15 protein-coding genes are annotated in these 21,692 nt (G+C 37.0%); 7 read left to right on the top strand and 8 right to left on the bottom strand.

Annotated features, from left to right (window positions below; genetic code table 11):
* Positions 1-9 precede the first annotated feature (9 nt).
* Complete coding sequence (locus tag A1704_RS16630) at positions 10-4,518, bottom strand: GEVED domain-containing protein (protein WP_082798808.1); 4,509 nt, start codon at positions 4,516-4,518, stop codon at positions 10-12.
* Positions 4,519-5,291: 773 nt separating this feature from the next.
* Here A1704_RS16630 and A1704_RS16625 point away from each other — a divergent pair.
* Positions 5,292-6,017: a response regulator transcription factor gene (locus A1704_RS16625; protein WP_062675197.1), complete on the top strand. Its 726-nt coding sequence runs from the start codon at positions 5,292-5,294 to the stop codon at positions 6,015-6,017.
* Between the two features lie 161 nt (positions 6,018-6,178).
* Here the strand turns inward: A1704_RS16625 and A1704_RS16620 are convergent, their stop codons facing one another.
* Positions 6,179-6,538, bottom strand: a complete 360-nt coding sequence (locus A1704_RS16620) for a hypothetical protein (protein ID WP_034696561.1) — start codon at positions 6,536-6,538, stop codon at positions 6,179-6,181.
* Between the two features lie 252 nt (positions 6,539-6,790).
* Here A1704_RS16620 and gndA point away from each other — a divergent pair, with 252 nt between their 5' ends.
* From gndA to A1704_RS16595, 5 genes are all read left to right on the top strand, one after another.
* Positions 6,791-8,209 (top strand): NADP-dependent phosphogluconate dehydrogenase, encoded by a 1,419-nt coding sequence (gene gndA / locus A1704_RS16615; protein ID WP_062675196.1) that lies wholly within the window; start codon positions 6,791-6,793, stop codon positions 8,207-8,209.
* 13 nt (positions 8,210-8,222) lie between these two features.
* Positions 8,223-9,704 carry a glucose-6-phosphate dehydrogenase gene (zwf, locus tag A1704_RS16610; protein WP_062675308.1) on the top strand — a complete coding sequence of 494 codons (1,482 nt, stop codon included), beginning with the start codon at positions 8,223-8,225 and terminating at the stop codon, positions 9,702-9,704.
* 28 nt (positions 9,705-9,732) lie between these two features.
* Entirely contained in the window at positions 9,733-10,443 is a 711-nt protein-coding gene (pgl, locus tag A1704_RS16605) for a 6-phosphogluconolactonase (protein ID WP_062675195.1), read from the top strand.
* A 690-nt stretch (positions 10,444-11,133) separates the two neighbouring features.
* Positions 11,134-11,772, top strand: coding sequence for a TetR/AcrR family transcriptional regulator (locus tag A1704_RS16600; RefSeq protein ID WP_062675194.1), 639 nt, complete (start codon positions 11,134-11,136; stop codon positions 11,770-11,772).
* Positions 11,773-12,488: 716 nt separating this feature from the next.
* Complete coding sequence (locus tag A1704_RS16595; protein ID WP_062675193.1) at positions 12,489-13,127, top strand: TetR/AcrR family transcriptional regulator; 639 nt, start codon at positions 12,489-12,491, stop codon at positions 13,125-13,127.
* 64 nt (positions 13,128-13,191) lie between these two features.
* On the opposite strand, the gene A1704_RS16590 is transcribed toward A1704_RS16595, so the two are convergent.
* From A1704_RS16590 to A1704_RS16575, 4 genes are read right to left on the bottom strand one after another with little or no spacing between them, the layout of a single operon-like run.
* Positions 13,192-14,718: a peroxidase, FMP-type gene (locus A1704_RS16590; protein ID WP_062675192.1), complete on the bottom strand. Its 1,527-nt coding sequence runs from the start codon at positions 14,716-14,718 to the stop codon at positions 13,192-13,194.
* An 18-nt stretch (positions 14,719-14,736) separates the two neighbouring features.
* Entirely contained in the window at positions 14,737-16,191 is a 1,455-nt protein-coding gene (locus tag A1704_RS16585; RefSeq protein WP_131797527.1) for a ferritin-like domain-containing protein, read from the bottom strand.
* 4 nt (positions 16,192-16,195) lie between these two features.
* Complete coding sequence (locus tag A1704_RS16580; RefSeq protein ID WP_062675190.1) at positions 16,196-18,271, bottom strand: GMC oxidoreductase; 2,076 nt, start codon at positions 18,269-18,271, stop codon at positions 16,196-16,198.
* A complete protein-coding gene (locus tag A1704_RS16575; RefSeq protein WP_062675189.1) occupies positions 18,268-18,714 on the bottom strand; it encodes a hypothetical protein in 447 nt (148 codons plus the stop codon). Before A1704_RS16575 ends, A1704_RS16580 begins: the two co-directional genes overlap by 4 nt.
* A gap of 447 nt (positions 18,715-19,161) precedes the next feature.
* Here A1704_RS16575 and A1704_RS16570 point away from each other — a divergent pair, with 447 nt between their 5' ends.
* Positions 19,162-20,478: a M20 metallopeptidase family protein gene (locus A1704_RS16570; RefSeq protein WP_082798807.1), complete on the top strand. Its 1,317-nt coding sequence runs from the start codon at positions 19,162-19,164 to the stop codon at positions 20,476-20,478.
* Here the strand turns inward: A1704_RS16570 and A1704_RS16565 are convergent.
* Together A1704_RS16565 and A1704_RS16560 are read right to left on the bottom strand one after the other, a co-directional pair.
* On the bottom strand, positions 20,475-20,891 hold the full coding sequence (locus A1704_RS16565) for a RidA family protein (RefSeq protein ID WP_062675188.1): 417 nt from the start codon (positions 20,889-20,891) through the stop codon (positions 20,475-20,477). The genes A1704_RS16570 and A1704_RS16565 overlap by 4 nt on opposite strands.
* A 157-nt stretch (positions 20,892-21,048) precedes the next feature.
* On the bottom strand, positions 21,049-21,651 hold the full coding sequence (locus A1704_RS16560; RefSeq protein ID WP_062675187.1) for an FMN-dependent NADH-azoreductase: 603 nt from the start codon (positions 21,649-21,651) through the stop codon (positions 21,049-21,051).
* Positions 21,652-21,692 lie beyond the last annotated feature (41 nt).

Below are 21,692 nucleotides of genomic sequence, written 5' to 3'. Positions count from 1 at the left end.
CAAAAGAGATTAGGATTCTTTAATAAACTTCTTCTGAACGGTTATTCCTCCATCTTCTATCTCGATCATATACATCCCGTGGATAAGATTGCTCACATCAATAGCATTGTTCAGAATGATTCCACTTGATATCAATCTTCCGGCAGCACTGTAAATTTTATATTGAGCTTTGAAGCTTATGTTTTTTACATACAATACTGAACTTACCGGGTTGGGATAAATGTGGATATCTGCCTGATTTAGAGAGTTTGGTACAGGTTGTTTAGATATTCTGACCGTATAATCTTCCACCTCACCTTCTTTGAAATTCGTACAGTTCACAGGAATACCATCCTTCTGTAAAGCGACTCTCATCACAACATATTTATAATCTGTCATACTTATGAAGGCATTGTCAGGAACAGAGAAAGTTGTACTTGCTGTTGGGGTTCCATTAGGTCCGTCTGCCAGAATTCTTTCATTGATGTCAAATTCTCCGTTTCTGTTGAAATCGATCCAGACTGCAACACCAGCGTTAGTTCCTGAACTTAAAGTTTTATCAATGGTAATCTGATTACCTTTTGATCCTTGAATTAAATCAATAAACTTTAAAGGATTTCCTGTGAAATTTGAATACGTAGAGGCAAGAGATTCATTAATCATTTCCTTATTGCCATTTGGTTTTACAGTAACCTTTGAAATAAATTCTGTTGTAGAATTGGCTGCTGACATCGGGCAGTAGATGACGGTTGGAGTTGTAAAATAATACAGTTTTGTAAAATTTCCCGGTACTCCGTTACAGATATTGGCTACCTGCATTTCGTATTTAGTGAGCTCCAGCAAACCCGTAATGGTGTAAGTATTTGTAGGAACTACAACCTCTGTCCAGCTCGGAATACCTACTTTTCTGTACTTCAGTATATAAGTGGCTCCCGGAAAAGGATCCCATACAACCTCTGCCGTTGTTGGCATAATCTGAGTGATCATAAGCCCCGGAGGAGGAATTTCACATATTCTTTCTGTGGTAAATACTTTTGGATTAGACCACGGATTGGCTGTTGTTTCTCCATTACAGATATTGGCAACCTGTACTTCATACGTTTTAAATGAATCAAGATTTTGAATCGTGTATGAATTTGCAGGTGGTTGAGGGATCGTTGGTGTATTCCATGGGCCGGTACCTACTTCACGCCATCTTAAAATATAAGAGGCACTTGGAACAACCGGATTCCAGGTGATCAAAGCTGAGTTTGACGTTACATTACTTATCGTTACAAATGGTGGAGTAGGATCACATCTCGTTGTAAATGTTTTAATAGGCGTGTAAACTCCGATTCCTGTACCGCCACAAACCGCTGCAATTCTTACCTCATAAGTCGTAGCAGGAGTTAAAGCGTTGATTGTTACAGGTGGATTCCCTCCTAAAACAGAAAGGTTTAAAGCAACCCATGCAGAAACAGGGTTTGTAACAGGTCTGTATTCTAAAATAAAAGCATTATTATTAGTAGCAGTTGTCCAGTTGATATTTACAGAGTTATGGGTAATATTGGTGAATACGGGATTTCCGGGTGTTGCATTACTGCATGGTCTTAATCTTACCGCATAATCTTCTACTTCACCATTGGCTGCATCTGCACACATTACAGGAGCACTGGTTCGTTTCATTACCACTCTCATCGTTGTTGTTAAAGATCCTGTATAAACTCCTGTTGAAGGAACATCAAAAGTTGCTGTTATTGGAGTGGTGGTGCTGGCAGCAGACGTCATTATTTTCTCAGCATCTGTGAAAACTCCATCTCTGTTCCAATCGATCCATGCATTGACAGCATCGGCATATTGAGTTCCTGCCCATTCTTTAGAGACTGACAGTTGATTTCCCTGAGAACCGATTTCAAGATTAATAAGGGTAGCAGCAGATGTGTAACTGATATAATTTGTTTGAACTGATGGGTTATCCATTACCGGGAAGTTGACAGGGGTAACTTTCACATTTGAAATGTAATCGTTAATTCCTGTTCCGGTCATACTACAATACGTTAACGGTGGAGTTGTAAAACTTACGCTTGGAGAAAAAACTCCCTGGTTTCCATTACAGATGGTTGCAATTTGCACCTGATATCCGGTTTGCTCGGTGAGTCCTGTTATGGTATAAAAGCTTTGTCCTGCCGGAAGTGTCTGTCCTGTTGCAGATGGAAGCCATGCTCCTGTACTTCCTTGTCTCCATCTGATAATATAAGTAGCATTAGCAGTAGGAATCCATGATACATAGGCAGAATTATGAGTAAGGTTATTCACCGCAATAGTAGTAGGAGCAGCTGTAGTACAAGGCTGTAAATCTATAAATTTTACATAATAATCTTCCACTTCTCCATTGCTGGTGAAAGGTCCGCAGGCATTGGCTGGAGTGAGAGAATATACAATAACACGCATTTTCACTTTACTTGTTCCCAGATAGGCATTGGCAGGAACATCAAATGTAGCAGTAACGGGAGTGGTGCTTGAATAGCCAAGATTCATGATTCTTTCTCCTCCGGGACTCGTTGCCGGATTATTATCAAAAATACCATCCCCGTTAAAATCTATCCATGCATTGGTAGAATAAGTTCCTGATATAATTGACCTTCCTACAGACAGTGTATTGTTAACTGAATTTCTCAGGAGTGTAATGGTCTTTGTAGGATCTGTAGAATAATCCGTATACGTTGTTGGCCCTGAGTTATTACTGGTTAAAGGTACATTCGTACCAATCATGGTGATATTGTTGATATAACCGTTCGTAACTGTTGCCGTTGCTCCATTACAGTAAGTCAGTGCAGGTGTTGTAAAACCTACAGGAGCAGAAAATGTCCCTTGCGTTCCACAAATGGTTGCAATCTCTACCTCGTATTGGGTCTGTTCAGTTAAAGAGGTAAGCGTTACACTATTAGTAAAAGGAGTTGTTACATTGATTGTTTGCCACGTAAGGGAAGGAGGTATTCTGTATCTTACAACATATGTGGCATTGGCTGTGGCAGTCCAGGTAACATTGGCTGAAGTTGCTGTAATATTATTTACTGCAATATTGGCTGGAGGAGTGTTGGTACAACTTGGTAACGTTGTTCCTGTCAATTGTAACCTCGGTAATACAGCATATCTGCTTGTTGCAGTTGGAAGATTTGCCGGATCCGGATTGGTCGTTGAATTGTAATAAATCATCCCACGGTTATTTCCTGCAGAATAACTTCCCCAGTTGGCGGTACATGATGTTCCTGTTGAATTTTCATCAACACCTATCACTACATTGCTTACACCATCCCATAAGAATGGTGTGCTTAGAGGAATTTCAACCCATGTCCCAGCTACCATTGCCGGTAAAGTGCCAGAATATACCTGTGTTAAAGATGGGGTAGAGATCCAGCTTGAAGTGGTTGCAAAATCTGTTTGTGAAGTATTCCCCATATACACTACCCATTGATTGTAATTAGCTTGGGTTGCTGCAGTTGTGGAAACAAAAAACCTGATGGCTGTTATATAATTATTGGTTCCTACTGCGGCTCCAATCTCTGAAGCCAAATAAATCTGTTGGGAATAATTAAATCCTGAACAGGAATATACAGGTAAAAAAGCATGAGTAGCCGTACCTCCTCCAATCTGCCCTGGAGTAAAAGGAGCGCCTGCAACCCATGGTGATTTATCCGTTGCAGAACAGACAGATCTTATCCACCAGTAATAGGTAGCACCCGAAGTCAGAGAGCTGATGTTAGCACTTGTTCCGGGATTGGGTATGCCTGGTGTTGCAGCTGCAGGAGGGGTACTGTTTGTACTGTAATAATATTCATAGCCATTGGCCGGAGCTGGTGCAGGAGCAAGGGGAGCAGCCCAGTTCAGTGTTGCAGAAGTAGGTGCAATATTAGATACAGGCAGAGTAACAGGTTCAAAACATGTAGGAGCTTGTATTACCTGAACTTCATCTAATAATACATCATCATAAAAATCACCATTTCCTGCTACATCCTTATCAACGGTAAATTTTAATTGAATGGTTGCACCCACATAGCTTGCTGCCAGAGGAACACCAACTGTTCTCCATTCAGGAGAATTGGTATCACCAGACCAGACCTGTATCCATCCGGAGCCGTTATTTACAGCAAGTTTTAGCTGATTGTTGTCGGCAGCAGGTACTGTACCGTTGAGTCCGGTTAAATGGTCTTTAAACCATTCAAATTTGATATAAGGATTGGTTAACCCCGCTAAGTTGATCTGAGGGCTTATCAGTTCAACTGTGTGTTCACCTGCATAAGGTGAAGATGCATCAACCCATGCAAAAGTTCCGGCAGGTTTCCCTCCGTTTCCGGTGGCTCCATATCCGGCTGATCCGGAAAATTTCCACTTAACATTAGCGTTTGTAGAAGTGGAAGAGGGGTTTTGGCTGATCCAGCATGTGGGAAGTGCTCCACTACTGAATGACTGTAAGAACGGCACTGGAACTGGTGCACAGGTTTGCCCCCGGGCATGTGCAAAAGTCATTAAAAATAAGATAATGGGTAGAATTTTTCTCATATAGTTTCATTTTAAGTTAGAGTCTGTTATTCAATTTACTTAAGTTCTTCTTCGAAAGAAATAGGGAATCCTTCTATAGATTTGGTTCAGAAATCAATAGAAAAATCCTCTGTTTTTCAATCACAGAGACAATAATTGGTTTAAAGTGTATTATCATGTTTCCTTATCACCTCTTTTTATAAAAAGTGATCAACGGATAAACAGAAAAGTAGTAGGGTCTAAGTAGGTGGGAATAATGGCAGCTGCAGAGGTGTGGTCTTTTTATATTTTTTTATAAAAATCACTCACTTTACTGCATGGGTTGTTGTATTTTTTAATGTATTTTGATTTCTTTCATTTTTATATAGTTTTCTTAGTTTAGTTTTTATGATTGTGACTTGGGTAAAAATAATTTAATAAAAACTTAATATGACTATACTTTTGTATAGTTTTAAATCAAAGATTGATGAATTAATAAGAAACTGATCTTCCCAAAATGCTTTCAAAACAGAAAAATACAAGTTTTATTTAAAAATAATGATTTATATAAATATTTTTCTTCCATTCTTTCTATTTTTTTATCTCCCTACAAGTGCGGAAATGTAATTTTCCGGGTATTGAAAATGTAATAAAATGAAGTTGTATAGATTTTTTTATTATCAAAATAAATGATTTATAGTTTTTAGTTTAATTATAATTAAGTTTTGATAGATTTTTTATTTAGCTTAATTATGAATATGTTTGCAAAAGTCACCTAATAAAAAAGTTTTATATCTTATTATCATGTCAAAAATATGAGTGATAAAAATAATTCATTATATGCCGGAAAGGCATCAGAGAAGTATCTTAATGTACTAAAAGCGGTATCGGAAACCAGTCTGGGCTGTGTTTATATTGCAGATCTTAAAACAAGAAAATTAGAGTTTATTTCTGAGAATCCTCTTCTTTTTTCTGGTTTAAGTGCTGCTGAAGTTGAAAAGATGGGTTATAATTTTTTTCGTAAATACACCAAGAAGGCAGATCTTGACATATTAAAGAAAGTAAGTACTAACGGATTAAAGTTTTTTGAATGCCTTTCACCTGAAGAAAAAAAAGTACATACCATTACCTATGATTTTCATCTTAAATATGCCAACAGTGTAGATGTGCTTGTCAATCATAAGATTACACCTATAGAACTCTTTGATGATGGAGAAATCTCCAAAATAGTCTGTGTAGTGTCCTATTCTCTTAACCGGTCTGCGGGAAATATCAGGATCGTTTCTAATACCTCAGAAACCTATTGGAAGTATAATCTCTTCACTGGAAAATGGACAGAAGAATCTAAAGTTGCCCTAAAATTAAGGGAAATAGAAATAATACGGCTTTATCTTCAGGGATTAAAAATAGAAGAAATTGCAGAACAATTGTTTGTGTCACCAAGTACCATAAAGTTTCACAGAAGCAAATTGTTTGAGAGAATTGGAGTGAAGAATATCATCGAGGCAATATCCTACGTAATAACGAATAATTTGATTTAAACTATACTTTTTTAAATATTTCCAGCTCGAAATGGCTGAGAATCAAAATAGAACGCTCAGTATAACTTGCCGTTTTTAATTAAAAACCGGTTGATTTCTGTGTATTGTTTTCTGAACATTCTCCCTCTGCAAAATGATAGAAGGAGAATGCCCGGAACAGCTTAATTAAGCTGATAATTTGTAATTACTAAACTCAGGATGAAATGAACATAATTCTGTTCCACCTCTTTTCTGTTAATCAGTTTGTTTTTGTATTCATAAGAGTTCAGGTCTCTGGATAATTTCTGATATGTTTCAAAATCATCACCCTTTATCTTTACTCTTATATTACCGTCTTTTCTGTTGATAATGACATTATCTAAAGTTCTTACTTTAAATAAAACCTCGCATAATGTAGGACGAGCCTTCATTGACCCGATATATCTTTCAACTATATTAATCTTGAACGAATCAAATATGATATTATTAAAAACGATTTTAGAATTAGGCTCCTGAGTGTTGAGTTCAAGTTTATAGTTCATTACTTTATAAATTTTGGCAAATATAAGTTTAATTATGCCAAAAAACAGACTGTTTTAATAGATCATTCCCATATTAATGATCGAATTTTATTCTGTAAACACAAAATCATGTGAAAATGTGAATATTAGGGCCTTATAAATGAGAGAAAAACAAAAGTGCTCTCAACTTTTTATTTCCTTTTATTTTTTTCATAATAGGCATTTCCGTAATTTTATTGTCTGTATAACAAAATTCATATTAATACCAATATAATGGAAAGATATAGTTATGGGATGGTTGGCCTTGGAGTAATGGGGCGGAATCTGCTTTATAATATTGCTGACAACGGGTTTTCAATCGCAGGATTCGACCTTGATCAGGAAAAAGTGAAAGAATTAGAAGGCGGAGCTGCTTCAGAAATGAAGGTAAAAGGTACAGGCTCTTTAGAAGATTTCGTATCCGCACTGGAAGTTCCAAGAAAAATTATTCTTATGGTTCCTGCAGGAAAACCTGTAGATGCTGTGCTGGAAAATATTACCCCACTTTTAAGTGAAGGTGATATCGTGATTGATGCAGGGAATTCTTATTTTGAAGATACCAACAGACGTGTGGCTGATCTGGCATCCAAAAAACTGCATTTTATGGGAATGGGAGTGTCAGGAGGTGAAAAAGGGGCCAGAAAAGGACCAAGTATAATGCCGGGAGGTGATCCGGAAGCCTTCAAACTTCTGAAACCAATGCTGGAAGCTATTGCTGCAAAAGTAGATAACGAAGCATGTACAGCATACATGGGAAAAGGATCTGCCGGAAACTATGTGAAAATGGTACATAACGGTATTGAATATGCAATTATGCAGCTGATCAGTGAAGCTTATGATCTTCTTAAAAGAGGAGCAGGTCTAAATAACGAACAGCTCCATCAGGTTTTCAAAGAATGGAATAATGGTGAAATGAACTCATTCCTTATTGAAATCACCAGAGATATCTTTACCCAAAAAGACTCATTAACAGATAGCTATCTTGTAGATCAGATTTTAGATAAGGCAGGAGCGAAAGGAACAGGGAAATGGACTTCTGAGCAGGCTATGGAAATAGGAGTTTCTATTCCTACTATTGATATTGCTGTAACTTCAAGAATTTTATCTGCCTATAAAACCGAAAGAGTTCAGGCTTCAAAAATATATGCCGATAACGAAATTACAAAGCCGGAAAATACAGAATTATTCATTAAGGAAGTAGGCGATGCGCTTTTCCTTTCTACCTTAATCAGCTATGCACAAGGTTTATCTTTACTGGTAAAAGCATCTGAAGAATACGGCTTTGAAATTCCATTGAAAGATGTTGTGAAAATCTGGAGAGGAGGATGTATTATCCGTTCAGTATTGCTGGAAAAATTCTATTCAGCGTATACCCAAAATCCTAACCTTTCTAATATTCTGCTTGATAAAGAAATTTCAGAACTGGTAAAATCAAAAATCAAAGCTTTAAGAAAAACAGCAGGATATGCCGTTGCCAACGGAATCTCAAGTTTGGGAATCCAGACGGCTTTGGGATATTTTGATGCCTATACTACAGAATCTCTTCCTGTGAATCTGATCCAGGCTCAGCGTGATTATTTCGGAGCTCATACGTATCAGCGTATTGACAGAGAGGGAGTTTTCCATACTTCTTGGCAAAGTGCAAACAATTAAAAATTCGGAAGAAATGAATCAAAATAGAATCTTGCAGCCAACAACTATCGTTATTTTTGGTGCTACAGGAGATCTGGCAAAAAGAAAACTTTTTCCGGCATTTTATAACTTATATATCGATGGCAGAATGCCCAAAGGCTTTAATATTGTAGCATTGGGAAGGGCAGAAAATACCAACGAAAAATTCAGAAATTATATCAGAGAAAACCTTGAAAGTTTCTCAAGAAAAAAAGTAACTTCTGAAGACTGGGCAGGTTTTCAGGCTCATATTACTTACTTTCAGCATCAGCTGGATGAAGAAAGTTCTTATCAGAATTTACAGCAAAAATTGCAGGATTTTGATTCCGTGTATGGGATAAGAGCAAACAGGTTATTTTACTTATCCATCGGACCTAATTTTATTACCACGATATCCAATCATATCAAAACGACATCATTGGCTTCTGATCCGAAAAGAGATCGCATTATTATTGAAAAACCTTTTGGTCATAATAAACAGTCAGCCATTGAATTGAACAGTCTTTTGGCTAAAACTTTTGAAGAAGAACAGATTTATCGTATTGACCACTATCTGGGGAAAGAAACAGTACAGAATATATTAGCATTCAGGTTTGGAAACTCAATTTTTGAACCGTTATGGGATCATAAATACATAGAATCTGTACAGATTACAGTAGCGGAAGAAGTTGGGGTAGAGACAAGAGGAGCTTTCTATGAACAGACAGGAGCATTAAGGGATATGATTCAGAACCACCTGTTGCAGATTCTCTGTATGGTGGCTATGGAACCACCGGCTTCATTGCAGTCTGGTGAAATCAGAGACCGGAAAGTTGATGTTCTGAAATCTATCCGTAGAATATCTTCCGATCAGGTTGATCATTATGCGGTAAGAGGTCAGTATGCCAAAGGAATCATAAACGGAGTGGAAGTGAAAGGCTACCGCCAGGAAGATGGAATTGCTTCGGATTCCAATACAGAGACTTTTGCAGCCATCAAATTTTATCTGGATAACGAAAGATGGCAGGATGTTCCTTTCTATGTCCGTACCGGAAAGAAAATGAAAGAAAAGCATTCTTACATTACCATCCAGTTTAAACCGCTTCCTCATTCAACGTTCTCAGACAGTCCGCATCATTTATCAGCAAACAGGCTTATTATTAATATTCAGCCCATGATGGATATCAGGCTGCAGTTCATGACCAAAAAACCTGGACTGACACTGGATTTGAAACCTGCAGAAATGATTTTTGATAATTTTGCCTGTAAAGAAGATACTCCGGAAGCTTATGAAACCTTGTTACAGGATGCTCTTTTAGGAGATCTTACTTTATTTATGCGTTCCGATCAGGTGGAAGAAGCCTGGGATGTTGTCACAACTATCCAGGAAGCCTGGGAAAACAATAAAGATTTATCTTTCCCGAATTATAAAGCAGGAGGCTGGGGGCCGGAAGACGTTAATGCTTTGGTGGAAAGACAAGGGCATAGCTGGGTATAAAACAATATAAATTTAAACAGACAAAAAAATGAATATTACAGTATTTGACGATCTGGAAAAACTGTACAAAAAGGCTGCAGATGCATTTGTTGACCTTTCAAAAAAATCTATTCAGAAAAAAGACCGTTTTGTTGTGGCGTTAAGTGGAGGTTCTTCACCTAAAGCCATTTTCAAATTACTGGCAACACCGGAATATAAAGAACAGATAGAATGGAATAAAGTCTACTTTTTTTGGGTAGATGAAAGATGGGTTCCTTTAAACGATGATAAAAGCAACTTCCGGATGACGGATGAGGCACTTCTTAATCAGGTTCCGGTAGATCAAAATCATATCTTTCCTATGTATGCTGAAGGAATAACTCCTGAAGACTATGCTAAAGCTTATGAGCAGCAGATCAGAACTGTTCTTGGCGATGAAGGTGTTTTTGATTTTATCCTGCTGGGAATGGGTGATGACGGTCATACTGCTTCATTATTTCCGGGAGAAGAAGTTTTAAATGAAAAAGAAAAATGGGTGTCTGCCTATTATCTTAAGCCTCAGGAAATGTTCAGAATCACGTTGACTGCTCCTATTATCAATAACGCGGATCATATTCTGGCTATTGCATTTGGTGAATCCAAAAAACATGCGCTGAATGAAGTTTTGAATGGCGAATATAATCCTTCATTATATCCAATGCAGCTTATTGAGAAGAAGGATGGTTTTCAGTTTTTTACAGACGAAAAAGCAAAAAGTTAATATAACTTCTACCTTAAAAAATAAGAGACTGTCCACGGACAGTCTCTCTTCATATCAACTATTCTAATACCGGCTTCCCGGTAAATACAATTTTCTCTACATTAAAACGAAAATAACGTACGCTAAATGAAAACAGCATCATTAGAGAACTCATGACGCTGCAGCATTTAGTGTTTTTACCTTAGTTGCTTTTGTTCGAAATTTTTAATTTTTCCAACTCCAATGGTGCTTCTATGTAAAATGGTTATTAGTTTTGAACAAATATACAAAATAAGACACTTTACAGTGTCTAAAAATTTAAAAAAATGAAAAATATTTTGATCAGCAATTCGAAACCTTAAGAAAACCCTTACGAATACGACATTATAAGAAAATAATAAAATTGTAAAAAATAGATGGAAGTATATAAAGACGACAAGATGATAAGCGACCGCTAAAAATTTCATCATTACTAAAAGCAACACCATTACATAAATAATGATGCTGCTGAAGTAATGTTTTACCTCAGTATTGAATAGTAAAATACGTATACTGAGGGAACTAACGGTGCAATCTGATCTCTCTCAACCTCACAACTCTGATTGTCTGTTATAAAAATGGTTATTAGTTTATGCAAATATATAAATTTAGACACTAAAAAGTGTCTAAAATGAAAAAAAATTCATAAACTTGTACGATTGAAAGTTTATCATGGAAAGAAAGTCTGTAGCAGGAAGTATACGGAACAAGGAACGCAGTAAAAAAAAGTTTTTGGATGCAGTGGGAAAGATACTGAGAACGAAAGGGTATACTGCCTTGAAAGTGAATAGTATTGCTGCTACAGCAGGGGTGGATAAGAAAATGATTTATTCTTATTTTGAAGGTATAGATGGCTTGATTGATGAGTACATCCGGTCACAGGATTACTGGAGCAAAGTAAACATTAAAGAGATTGAAAAAATAAAGCCCAAATTGGATGATGGAGGGAAGTCTTTCATGGAAGAAATGCTTTTATCTCAATTTGACCATGTTTATTCCAGTAAAGAAGCGCAAAAATTCCTTCTTTGGTGTTTATCGGAACCCCGCAAATCTTTAAAAAAACTTACAGAAACTCAGGAAGAAAACAGAGAGCATATTTTTAAACTTTTGATGGATTCACATTTTAAAGATAATGCTGAAGATGTACGCTCTATTGTGGCCATTATGGTTTCAGGACTTTATTACCTGAATATGTTTTCCTCTCTTAATGGAAGTATTTTCTGTGGGATAGATGTCAACACGCCTAAGGGAAGGGATCAGATCAAAAAAGCCATTACTTTCATGTTGCATCATACCTACGAAAATCTCTAGAATTCTTCAATTTGAAAATTAAACTTCCTTTAAAAAAACAAAACCATTAGAAATCTAATGGTCTGTCTATAAGTTGTGTTTCTACCTTAGTTGTTTCGTGTTTGAAATTGTCTTAAAGTATGGGAACTCAATAATACAATTTGATTGTCTTATTTTTCAACCTAATAGTGTTTTAAAATATATAGTTGGTTTTAGTTTGTACAAATACATAAAATAAGACACTGTGTAGTGTGTAAAATGATAAAAATTTTCTTAATTTTATTTAATGTTTTGAAATTCAGTATTTTATTTTTTGTTGTAAGAGTAAAAATTTCTTTTAATTAATCTTTTTCAATAGGTTTAACCTGTAAATACAACAGAATTTCTATTTTATAGAAAGTATATGCTTCCTAAAAAAGAATAAGTGGTAAGAAATATCTATAAAAAAGTATTTTATTTAATATCATTCCATTTTTTTGAGATGAAAAAACAGCATCACTATAGAAAAATGATGCTGTTGGTTGTGTTTTTACCTCAGTCGTTGATGTTCGAAATATTTTAAACTGAGGGAACTAACGATACAATCTGAATAGTTTTTAATTTTTCAACTTCAATAGTGTTTTGTATATAGAATGGTTTTAGTTTTTGCAAATATATACAAATAGATTAAATTAGACACTTGTTGGTGTCTAAAATGATAAAAAAAATCCTTAAACTTGTATATTGAATGTTTAGTCATGGAAAGAAAGTCAGCATCAGGTAGTATTAGGAATAAGGAACGCAGCAAGAAAAAGTTTTTGGATGCCGTAGGAAAAATACTGAAAACGAAGGGATATGCAGGATTGAAGATTAATGATATCGCTGCAACTGCCGGGGTAGATAAGAAAATGATCTATACCTATTTTGGCGGGATGGATGGCCTCATGGACGAATATGTTCGTACCCAGGACTTCTGGGTAAAAGTAACCAGCGAGGAAGTGGAAAAGATGAAACCGAATCTTGAAGATGGAGGCAGAGAATTTATAGAGCATATGCTTCTTTCACAGTTTGATTATGTATACGCCAATAAAGAAGCTCAAAAACTATTGTTGTGGACTATTTCTGAGCCCCGAAAATCATTAAAAAAACTGATTGATACTCAGGAAGAAAATGGAGAATATATCTTCAAATTATTAATGGAATCACGTTTCAAAGATAAAATGGATACCTACCGTTCTATTATGGCCATCATGGTTTCAGGACTGTACTACCTTAATATGTTTGCATCTCTGAATGGCAGCCTTTTCTGTGGTATAGATACCAATACACCTGAAGGACGGGAAAAAATCAAAAAGGCAATATCTTTCATGGTAGAACAGACCCATGATAATCTATAAATCTATTATAAATAACATAAAAAAGGGGCAAATTATTGTCCCTTTTTTTGTATGATACTGTAATCTATCCTTTATGATAAGGGCATCCTGAGGCTGTATCAGAATTTCCGTTGGTATTATAAAACTGTTCTTCAATAACCTTTCTCTGATCCTCAGGAATGTCCTGTATCTTACGAAGGGTATTAACCTGAATGTGAGGCCAGCTTGTAGTACCTCCGTCGTTCCCGAAATCAAATTCAAAGAATACAATTTGTTCATATTGAAGCTGAAGAATTTCTTTTCCATCTTCAATTACTGTTTCAATCCACATGTCCATATCCACTTCAACAGTCGGAACGAAACGGTTGACAAAAGGAACATTTAAAACTCCTCCCTGTGCTCCGGTTTTCATTTTGGAAGACATTCTTACATGAACATAATTGCTGACGTGTTGACCTCTTAGCGTATCTCTTAATCTCAAATCAGGGCGCACAGAGTAAGGATATAAATCATCAGCCAGTATCCTCTGGGTATAAATTTTGTTTGAACCCTCATCATTCTTATCGTCTAGAGTTTGATGAACCCACTCAGGCGCTGGTTGATCAAGATCAATGATTTCCTGGGGAGTTACTCCTGCATTACCCATTGTACGTGAAATTGAAAGATGATTGGTTTCCCAGGCCTCTTTACCGTAAGGGAATTGGGGAGAACCTTCAATTAAATAATACGTTTTTTTATCTTTATTTTGAGGGATGATATCTCCAAGCAAAGTAATAGTGCTGCCATGAGGAATTACTCCGCTTCGGGAGATAGAGTAGTCCGGGATAAAATAAGGACCGTCAAGCCCAGCTCCCGGCTTTATTTCCTGTGCCGGAATAATCTCATAATAAGGTTGTCCCGGTTGCAACTGGCTTTGAAGAATATATTGTGGATTGGCTTCTCCGTCTGGTGTTATCCTTAACAAAGGCTCATCTCTGTATTCGCCGGTATATCCATATTTAGCATCATCTGTTGAAATGGCATGAATACCACGGTCTCTTTCAATAGATTCTTTCGTTGCTGCATGATTATAGACATCACTCAGCCATAGGTACATTCCATTTTCTTCGTGGATAGGTGTATATTTCAGGGCCTCTGGTCCTGGGACAGCATTAACACTTTTAATGCTTTGTTCATATTTAACTGCTCCGCAGAAAAGTTCACTGGCACCGCCGCGGTTGCGTACTCCTCCGGGAACGATGGAAAATGTCAGTTTCTCAATATATTCTTCACTGGTAAAAGCAAATTTTCCAGGTATCGTTCCTGGATTGGTTCCGGGGGAAGGCATGATGGTAGTGTGTACTCCGCTTGCTAATGATGGTTTTGGAACATCTTTATTGTAATTGACATTATAGCTTACCCAGGTACCCTCCAGTGCAGCCAGAATTCCATAATCTACATTGTTTTCAATGGCCTGCAGCTTGTCTTCTCTGAATGGTCTTACCGGATCATCAATAAGAAGTTTAGAATATCCATCCATTACTTCAGCCAGATTAACTTCCTTCTGACCCGGCATTTTGCGGAATAACTGTTCTCCTCCCGCTTCCGGACTTTCTTTTTTTCTTTTAAGCATGATATATCGTTTTTATGGTTATAGGTTGATGTATTCGAATGTTGGCCCGGCGTTAGTCTGCGCATCCAACGGTTGTTTCATCAGATTAACAGCCTGCTCTTTCAGGGCATACATATACATAATAGATTTTTCCAGTTCTCTCTGATTTCCTTCCACAGCACTTTGAATGGCATCTAATAAACGTCTGTAGGTTTTATTAAACTCAACAGCCTGTGCATGTAATTCTTTATTTTTTACATAGTCTTCCAACTTCGGATTAGGTTTCATAGGATAGGCTTCATTCCAGTCTACAGGAAGGTCTTTTCCTGTGGGTGGAGTTGTTACAGGCATCATTCCGTTTTCATCCATGAAAGGCTCATAGTTTCCTCCCAGATAGAAATGCTCATGGAAAACTTCTTTGAATCTGAAATAATGTGCCAGTTCTACTCCTTCTTCAAACTGGGAGGGGTCAACATCAAAAATAGAATCATCAGCACCTTCACCTTGCCCTTTGATTTCCTGGAAAACAGCAATTACTCCGTCCAAAGCCTCTACAGAATGTAATTTTCCTCCACTTCCGTAATATTGTTCCGGACGGATCTGTTTTGCCGGATTTCCGGTGAAAATTCCTCCGGTATTTAATTCCTCAAAATTTGTCGGAAGTTTTCCATGATCTTTGTAATAAGCAATGATTTGGAAAATAACTATATAGAAGAATAAGACATCATAATATTCACCAATGGTGTGTACATTTTCCATGATGAAACCCTTCATGTTTTCAAGCGTCCAGAAGTTGTTTTCCTGTATGGCAGTTCTTTGAGAATATAATGCAGAAGTGTCCGCTTCGTGATCATATTTCGGAGCTTTTACCAAAGGTTGGCTTGGACTTTCAATCGCAATAAATGTGGCAATGCTGTTGCTTGAGAATGTTTCCAGTCCTACATAGAAATCAACGTTCATCGGTAATTTCATCGGATAAGTAGGATAGTTTTCCTGTTTGTTGACAGAAGGCTGGATGTCAATTGCATTCAGAACATTACAAACCATAATCAGGTGAAGCATCTCTTCTACAGCAACACTTCTGATAATTTGTGAAGCCAGAGCATTAGTCCCATCCTTGATCGAATACAAAGCCGTAAGGTAAGGAGGAATTGTAGAGTGTTCGATAAGAATGGCCGTTTGCAATAGGTCTTGTAAAACAGGTTTATAATCAATTTCTGTTATCCCTCTTTTTAATTCTGAAACTCCAGAACCCAACTCAGATTCCAGATAAGCATTGAAATCTTTGATCTGATCATTAAGCAAAAGATTCGTTAAGGTTTTACTGTGATGTTTTAACCCTTCTATCCAATCTTCTTTGCTCAATGTTGAATCAAATAATAGAGAAGGTAATGAAACGGCTTCAGTAACAACGGCGCTTCTCGCTGCCATTCTTCCTTCGGTTAATAACGTTTCCTGGGGTTGTGCTGTTTTATTGATAAGTCTTTGTCTCATGGTGTTATTTTTTAAGTTGAATTTCAAGATCAGCCAGAATAGATTCTACTGAACGGATCGTGAATGCTGATAAGGTTAAAGTAGGGTTTGAAGTTCCCAGAGTCGTCATATTTCCTGCTCCTACGATGTATAAGTTCGGGTGATCCCAGGCTTTGCAATAGCTGTTGGTTACAGAATCTTCCGCTTTAGAACCCATTCTGTGAGTTCCTACGATGTGGCCGGCTCCGTTATAAGAATATCTTTCTCCATTGTACACCACAGAATTCTTGTCTTCTGCAGTATATTTTGTGAAATCCTTAATGTTTAATTTGTTAAACATTTGATCGGAAGCTTTTTTTGCCTGCTCCATCGCTTTCATTTCATACTCTGTCAGTTCATAATGAATAACAGGACGGGGAATTCCCATTACATCCAGATATTGATCGTTAATGGTAACTCTGTTATTGGGATTGGGTAACTGTTCTATTTCAAAATGGAATAAAACCTGTTTTGAAAGTCTGTCGGTAAGCTCTTTTCTTAATTCTGCCCCAAAAAGATTCTTTTCGATAAAGTAGGCTACATCTGAGCCTGGAGAAAATGCCGGCCATCCCCATCCCCAATTGTCAAGCGGAGAAATCCATGCTGAGAATTCACCTCTGAAGCCTCCGTCACGGAAAGACGAAATGTTTGTGGTAGAACCAGGGCCTCTGTAAGGATAAACCGGTTCAGGGAAAAGTCCCCAGGTAAGCATTACCATGTGATCCATTAGGTTTCTTCCCACCTGATCACTGCTGTTGGCCGCCGTTTTAACAATATTGTTAACCGTATATTTGGAGTTCAGTAGAATTTTTGGATTTTCAAAAGCATTAGCAGCCAGAATCACGATGGCATCTGAAGTATCAATGGATTCTTCAACAAAATCTGTTTTCTCTTTTGAAGTGTATCTTCTTAAATGAACCTTGGAGATTTTATCTTTATCATTTTGGTCTATGCTTAACCTGTAAACCACACTCTGCGCCTGGATCTGCATGTATGGATTACGCTTAAGATTTTCGTTGTCATTAAGTTTATATAAAGCTTTTTTCAATGTTTTTAAAGCATTATACTTCGCCTGAACAGGGCAGATCGGAACACAGGAAGCATTCCCTTCACAACGTTCTCCCATATAAGGATTCCAAACAGAACCAAGCGCTCTGTATTCTTCTTTTTCAGAGCTGTCTAAAATCAGTTGATATCCGGAATCTTTTGACTCAGCTTTGATGATCTTTGTTTTCCCGTATTTTGGATTCGGAATAGAATTTCTTCCCTGTGGAGAAGGCACCATCATTAAAGGAATCTCTCCGGAACTCAGCTTTACGCTTGTCCCTTTAAGTCCCTCAATAATCTTATGATCCATATAACTCTGAGGAATTTCTTCCATCGGAAATACATAGTCTCCATAATATTCTTGCGTCTTCTCTGTAATTGGATACTCCTGTCTTGAAACATCCCCGGAAACCCCGATTTCAAACTCAGCCATCTCATAATAAGGCCTTAATTCTTCATAACTTATCGGCCAGTCGACAGGGGTTTTCTCATCAGAATCTGGTTTTGGAATCTTGATACCATATTTTTCGGTAAGTTTAAAATCGTTGGGAAGCATTCTGGGTGTAGTTCCCAGCCAGTGAAGGGTTGTTCCTCCACCTACTCTTATCGCATCACTAGCAAAGGGCATTGGTCCGAACTGAACGAGATACCCTTTTTTATCTGGATAAGGCTGAACAATGTGTTCCATATCCAGAACGTTGGGAGAAGGAGCTTGCTTTAAGTTCGGATAAGGAGAGTTGGGAACTTTGGCTACCTCTCTGTAAAAAGTACGGATATATTCATTATAAGTGGTCATTGAGGATACGGAATCCAGTTCAATACCTGCTTCCAGTCCTGCCTCATACATTAGGATTGATATTTCCCTGATGTTATCGGATTTTCCGGCATCTGCACGATGGACCATTTTTCCTTTGGTTATGTCAAATACATGATCGGATAATAGCTTTGCGATCAATGATCCTGCGATCCCCGTTCCTACAATGATCACATCTTTTTTGTTGGTAGTCTGGCTCATGAGTTGCTGTTTACAGGTTTAATATTCCATGATTTATATCCCGGCTGCTTGGCTCCCGGAGGATGGGAGTGCATCAGATTCCATACAAGCCCTTCCTTATAAGAGAGATCATTGATATAGGCTCCTTCCCAGGTTCCCAGATACCACATAGTGATTACTTTTCCGGCAATGTCATTCATTCCCGGGTTGCTGATAATTTCAGATTGAATGGCCTTTTTTAATTCCTCTTCACCGGAGGAACTTTCAAGGATATTTTTAGAAACGGTAAGGAATTCTACGAAAGTTGCTGCTTCCAGGCTTTTTAAAACATAAGTGTAATACGTTTCTGCAAGCCCTGTTGATTGTAGTTCGTTTACCGTAAATCCGGCAAGTGCTTCCGAGATAGACATAAACACGTCGAAATAATAATCGTCGACGTTGAGAATTTTGTTAATAATATTCATTTCGTAAAAAATTTGGATTCAATATCTTCAACTCCTTTTACAGGAGGCTATCAAGCTGATTGATCTACAGCTGCCGGATATTTCAGATAACACTTCTTTTTCAGAAATGATTGAATGTATTTCAAGCGATCCATAGTTATCAATTTTGTTTATCCGAAATTAATCAGAACTCAGCAGATGAGATTCAGTATTTCTACGTAATTTGTGTTTATTTAAATTTACTTTTTTGTAATAAATCCTTTCTATTAAGCTGTTTCAAGAGGTTTTGTTTTCACCTAGTTTAGAATTATTTTAAATAATGTGGTATTGAATAGAGAATTAGATTTCACTCTTGGTAAAGTCAATATTCTAAAAAACAATAATAAATTGATGATCAGAATGTAACGAAAGCGAAGCGGCAAATGTCTAATCTGTATAATTGAACTTTTTACCCAATTATCACTGGCCATGAAAAAAATTACCGTAACTTTATTATGCTTTGCTTCCTCTGTTTTGCCCGCACAAGGATTTAATACCAAAAAAGAAGAAGCTATTCTTTTCAAAAATTTGAATGAACAAACAGTTCATCAGTCTATTCAAAAGGAAACAGATAAGATATTCAATAAGTTGGTGAATATCAGACGGGATTTTCATGAAAACCCGGAGTTGGCAGGGAAGGAGAATCAAACTCAGGAAAAAATTAAAAAATATCTCCTGGATCTTGGAATGGAAGTTCAAACAGATACTTACGGACATAGTGTTGTAGGAACTCTGAAAGGAGATAAAAAAGGTAGAAAAATTGCCTGGAGATCCGATATGGATGCCCTTCCGAATGATTATCCCGATCCTGAAACTTTCAAATCAACAATAAAAGGAATTCAGCATGGTTGTGGTCATGATATCCATATGGCGATTGGATTAGGAATTGCTGAGGTTCTTGCAAAAAATAAGCAATCATTAAAAGGAACCGTCTATTTTATATTCCAGCCCGAAGAGGAAACTTTCAAAGGAGCAAAAGAAATGCTTCATAATGGATTACTTTCCAGAATAAATCCTGATGAAATCTACGGGTTGCATGTGACTGCTACACCAGTCGGGCAAATTATGGTGAAGGCCAATGAAATGTTTGCTTATCAGAAAAAAATAAGAATTCAGCTAAAAAACGGATTATCAGAAGACGAGCTCAACGACCTGGGAAAAAAGATCAGCAATTCATTATTCCGGACTTCTAACGGAGGCAAACCCTGGGAATTACAATCTATCGTAGATCCTAAAACAGGATTGACAAATCCTGATACCATTTTTAAAGATTATCTGTTCACAGACGGAAAATTCAATAGTTATTCCAAAAATAACGAGTCTTTTCTTGAAACTTACCTGTATGAGACGAATTCCTTTAATTTGGACAAAATAATTCCTACCGTTGAAAAAATTATTCAAGGCAGCGGATATAAAGATCATCTTCTTTCCGTTTCATTTGTCCAGGGAAATCCAACTGTTGTTAATGATGAAAAACTGACCCGTTCATCAACAGAAATACTTCGGAATCTGTATGGCAAAAATGCAGCTGCTCCGGATTATGGTCAGGTTCCGTTTTTTAATGATGATTTTTCTTATTTTCAAGAAAAAATCCCAGGAGTATATTTCTTCCTGGGTGGTTCCAATTTTGAAAAAGGCGTGATCGCCATGAATCATTCTCCCAATTTTCAGGTGGATGAAGAAAGTATCAGAACGGGAGTTAAAAGTTTTGCATCCTTAATCGTTGAGCGTCTTACCAGAAACTAATTTTTCACTGCAATGGCATCAATCTCAAACAACATTCCGGGTAAAGCCAGCTGACTTACAGGAATAAGAGTACTGGTTGGCAGCCATGAAGACTTCCATGTCTTTTTAGCTTCCTCTGCCCATATCTCAAGTTTTTCATGATTGTGGTCTACAATAAGCAAGGTGATTTTAATAACATTTTCAAATTTCATTGAATGGCTCTGTAAAACGATCTGTAAATTTTTTAAAGCATCCTGAACCTGAGTTTTGAAGTCGGCTGCCAATACATGATTTTCACCTACACCGCCGCTCTGTCCGGATATAAAACACATTCTGGAAGGATATTCCACAGAAATACTGTGAGAAAAACCATAAGGACCGGGATTAAATAGCCCGGTAGGATTAATCAGTTTCGGTTGTTTATTATTTTCCATAATCTTTCATTTAATAAAGTAAAAGTGAGAGAAAAAAATCGGAAAAGTCTTTACATATGTTGAGAAAAATATTCTTTTAATTCTGTAAATATCGCTTGCATTGATCACGAGATTCCAATACAAAAAATGCTGTTCAGAGGAACAGCATTTTTAATTTTTACTCTACAATAATACTTTCAATGCCTTTCTGCAAAGCCGTATCCTGAATAACCGGAACAGAAAGCCCTTCTGCACGGACAACAGAAATATCTGTCATTCCCATAAACCCAAGAGTTTTTTCTAAGTAAGGCACTACAAAATCATAGGCCTGTCTTTCCCCTTCAGAATATACTCCGCCACTTGAAAAAGCAAGATATACTTTCTTATTTTTTACAAGACCTTCAGGACCATTTTCACTATAGCTGAATGTTTTTCCTGCTCTGGCGATATGATCGAGCCATGATTTCAATGTTGAAGTAATACTGAAGTTGTATAGAGGAGCTTCAATAATGATAATATCAGCCTCAAGCAATTCATCAATGACGGTATCCGAAAGTTTTACTGTTTCCAACTGCTCAGAAGTACGGTTTTCAGCTGGAGTGAAAAATGCATTGATATGCGTTTCTTCTAAATGAGGAAAAAGAGGATTGGCTAAATCACGTTTCTTTAAAACACGGTCAGGATATTTGTCCGTAATTTTTTCTACAACAGCATTTCCCAGCTTTTTACTGATGGATGACTCGCTTCTTGGGCTTGAAGTAATATGAAGTACTCGTTTCATTTTTTATTTTTTTTAAAATTGATGTTTCAAAATTATCTATA

The sequence above is a fragment of the Chryseobacterium cucumeris genome (genome assembly GCF_001593385.1).
Lineage (GTDB): Bacteria > Bacteroidota > Bacteroidia > Flavobacteriales > Weeksellaceae > Chryseobacterium > Chryseobacterium cucumeris.
Note: the sequence above shows the minus strand (reverse complement) of the source record. Positions and strands in the feature narration are given on the sequence as shown.

Bases quoted from the DNA above. Each gene is read 5' to 3' on its own strand.
- A1704_RS16620 (WP_034696561.1), bottom strand. From the start codon at position 6,538: ATGAACTATAAACTTGAACTCAACACTCAGGAGCCTAATTCTAAAATC.
- A1704_RS16595 (WP_062675193.1), top strand. From the start codon at position 12,489: ATGGAAAGAAAGTCAGCATCAGGTAGTATTAGGAATAAGGAACGCAGC.
- A1704_RS16585 (WP_131797527.1), bottom strand. From the start codon at position 16,191: ATGAGACAAAGACTTATCAATAAAACAGCACAACCCCAGGAAACGTTA.
- A1704_RS16590 (WP_062675192.1), bottom strand. From the start codon at position 14,718: ATGCTTAAAAGAAAAAAAGAAAGTCCGGAAGCGGGAGGAGAACAGTTA.
- A1704_RS16625 (WP_062675197.1), top strand. From the start codon at position 5,292: ATGAGTGATAAAAATAATTCATTATATGCCGGAAAGGCATCAGAGAAG.
- pgl (WP_062675195.1), top strand. From the start codon at position 9,733: ATGAATATTACAGTATTTGACGATCTGGAAAAACTGTACAAAAAGGCT.
- A1704_RS16575 (WP_062675189.1), bottom strand. From the start codon at position 18,714: ATGAATATTATTAACAAAATTCTCAACGTCGACGATTATTATTTCGAC.
- gndA (WP_062675196.1), top strand. From the start codon at position 6,791: ATGGAAAGATATAGTTATGGGATGGTTGGCCTTGGAGTAATGGGGCGG.
- zwf (WP_062675308.1), top strand. From the start codon at position 8,223: ATGAATCAAAATAGAATCTTGCAGCCAACAACTATCGTTATTTTTGGT.
- A1704_RS16570 (WP_082798807.1), top strand. From the start codon at position 19,162: ATGAAAAAAATTACCGTAACTTTATTATGCTTTGCTTCCTCTGTTTTG.
- A1704_RS16560 (WP_062675187.1), bottom strand. From the start codon at position 21,651: ATGAAACGAGTACTTCATATTACTTCAAGCCCAAGAAGCGAGTCATCC.
- A1704_RS16630 (WP_082798808.1), bottom strand. From the start codon at position 4,518: ATGAGAAAAATTCTACCCATTATCTTATTTTTAATGACTTTTGCACAT.
- A1704_RS16600 (WP_062675194.1), top strand. From the start codon at position 11,134: ATGGAAAGAAAGTCTGTAGCAGGAAGTATACGGAACAAGGAACGCAGT.
- A1704_RS16565 (WP_062675188.1), bottom strand. From the start codon at position 20,891: ATGGAAAATAATAAACAACCGAAACTGATTAATCCTACCGGGCTATTT.
- A1704_RS16580 (WP_062675190.1), bottom strand. From the start codon at position 18,271: ATGAGCCAGACTACCAACAAAAAAGATGTGATCATTGTAGGAACGGGG.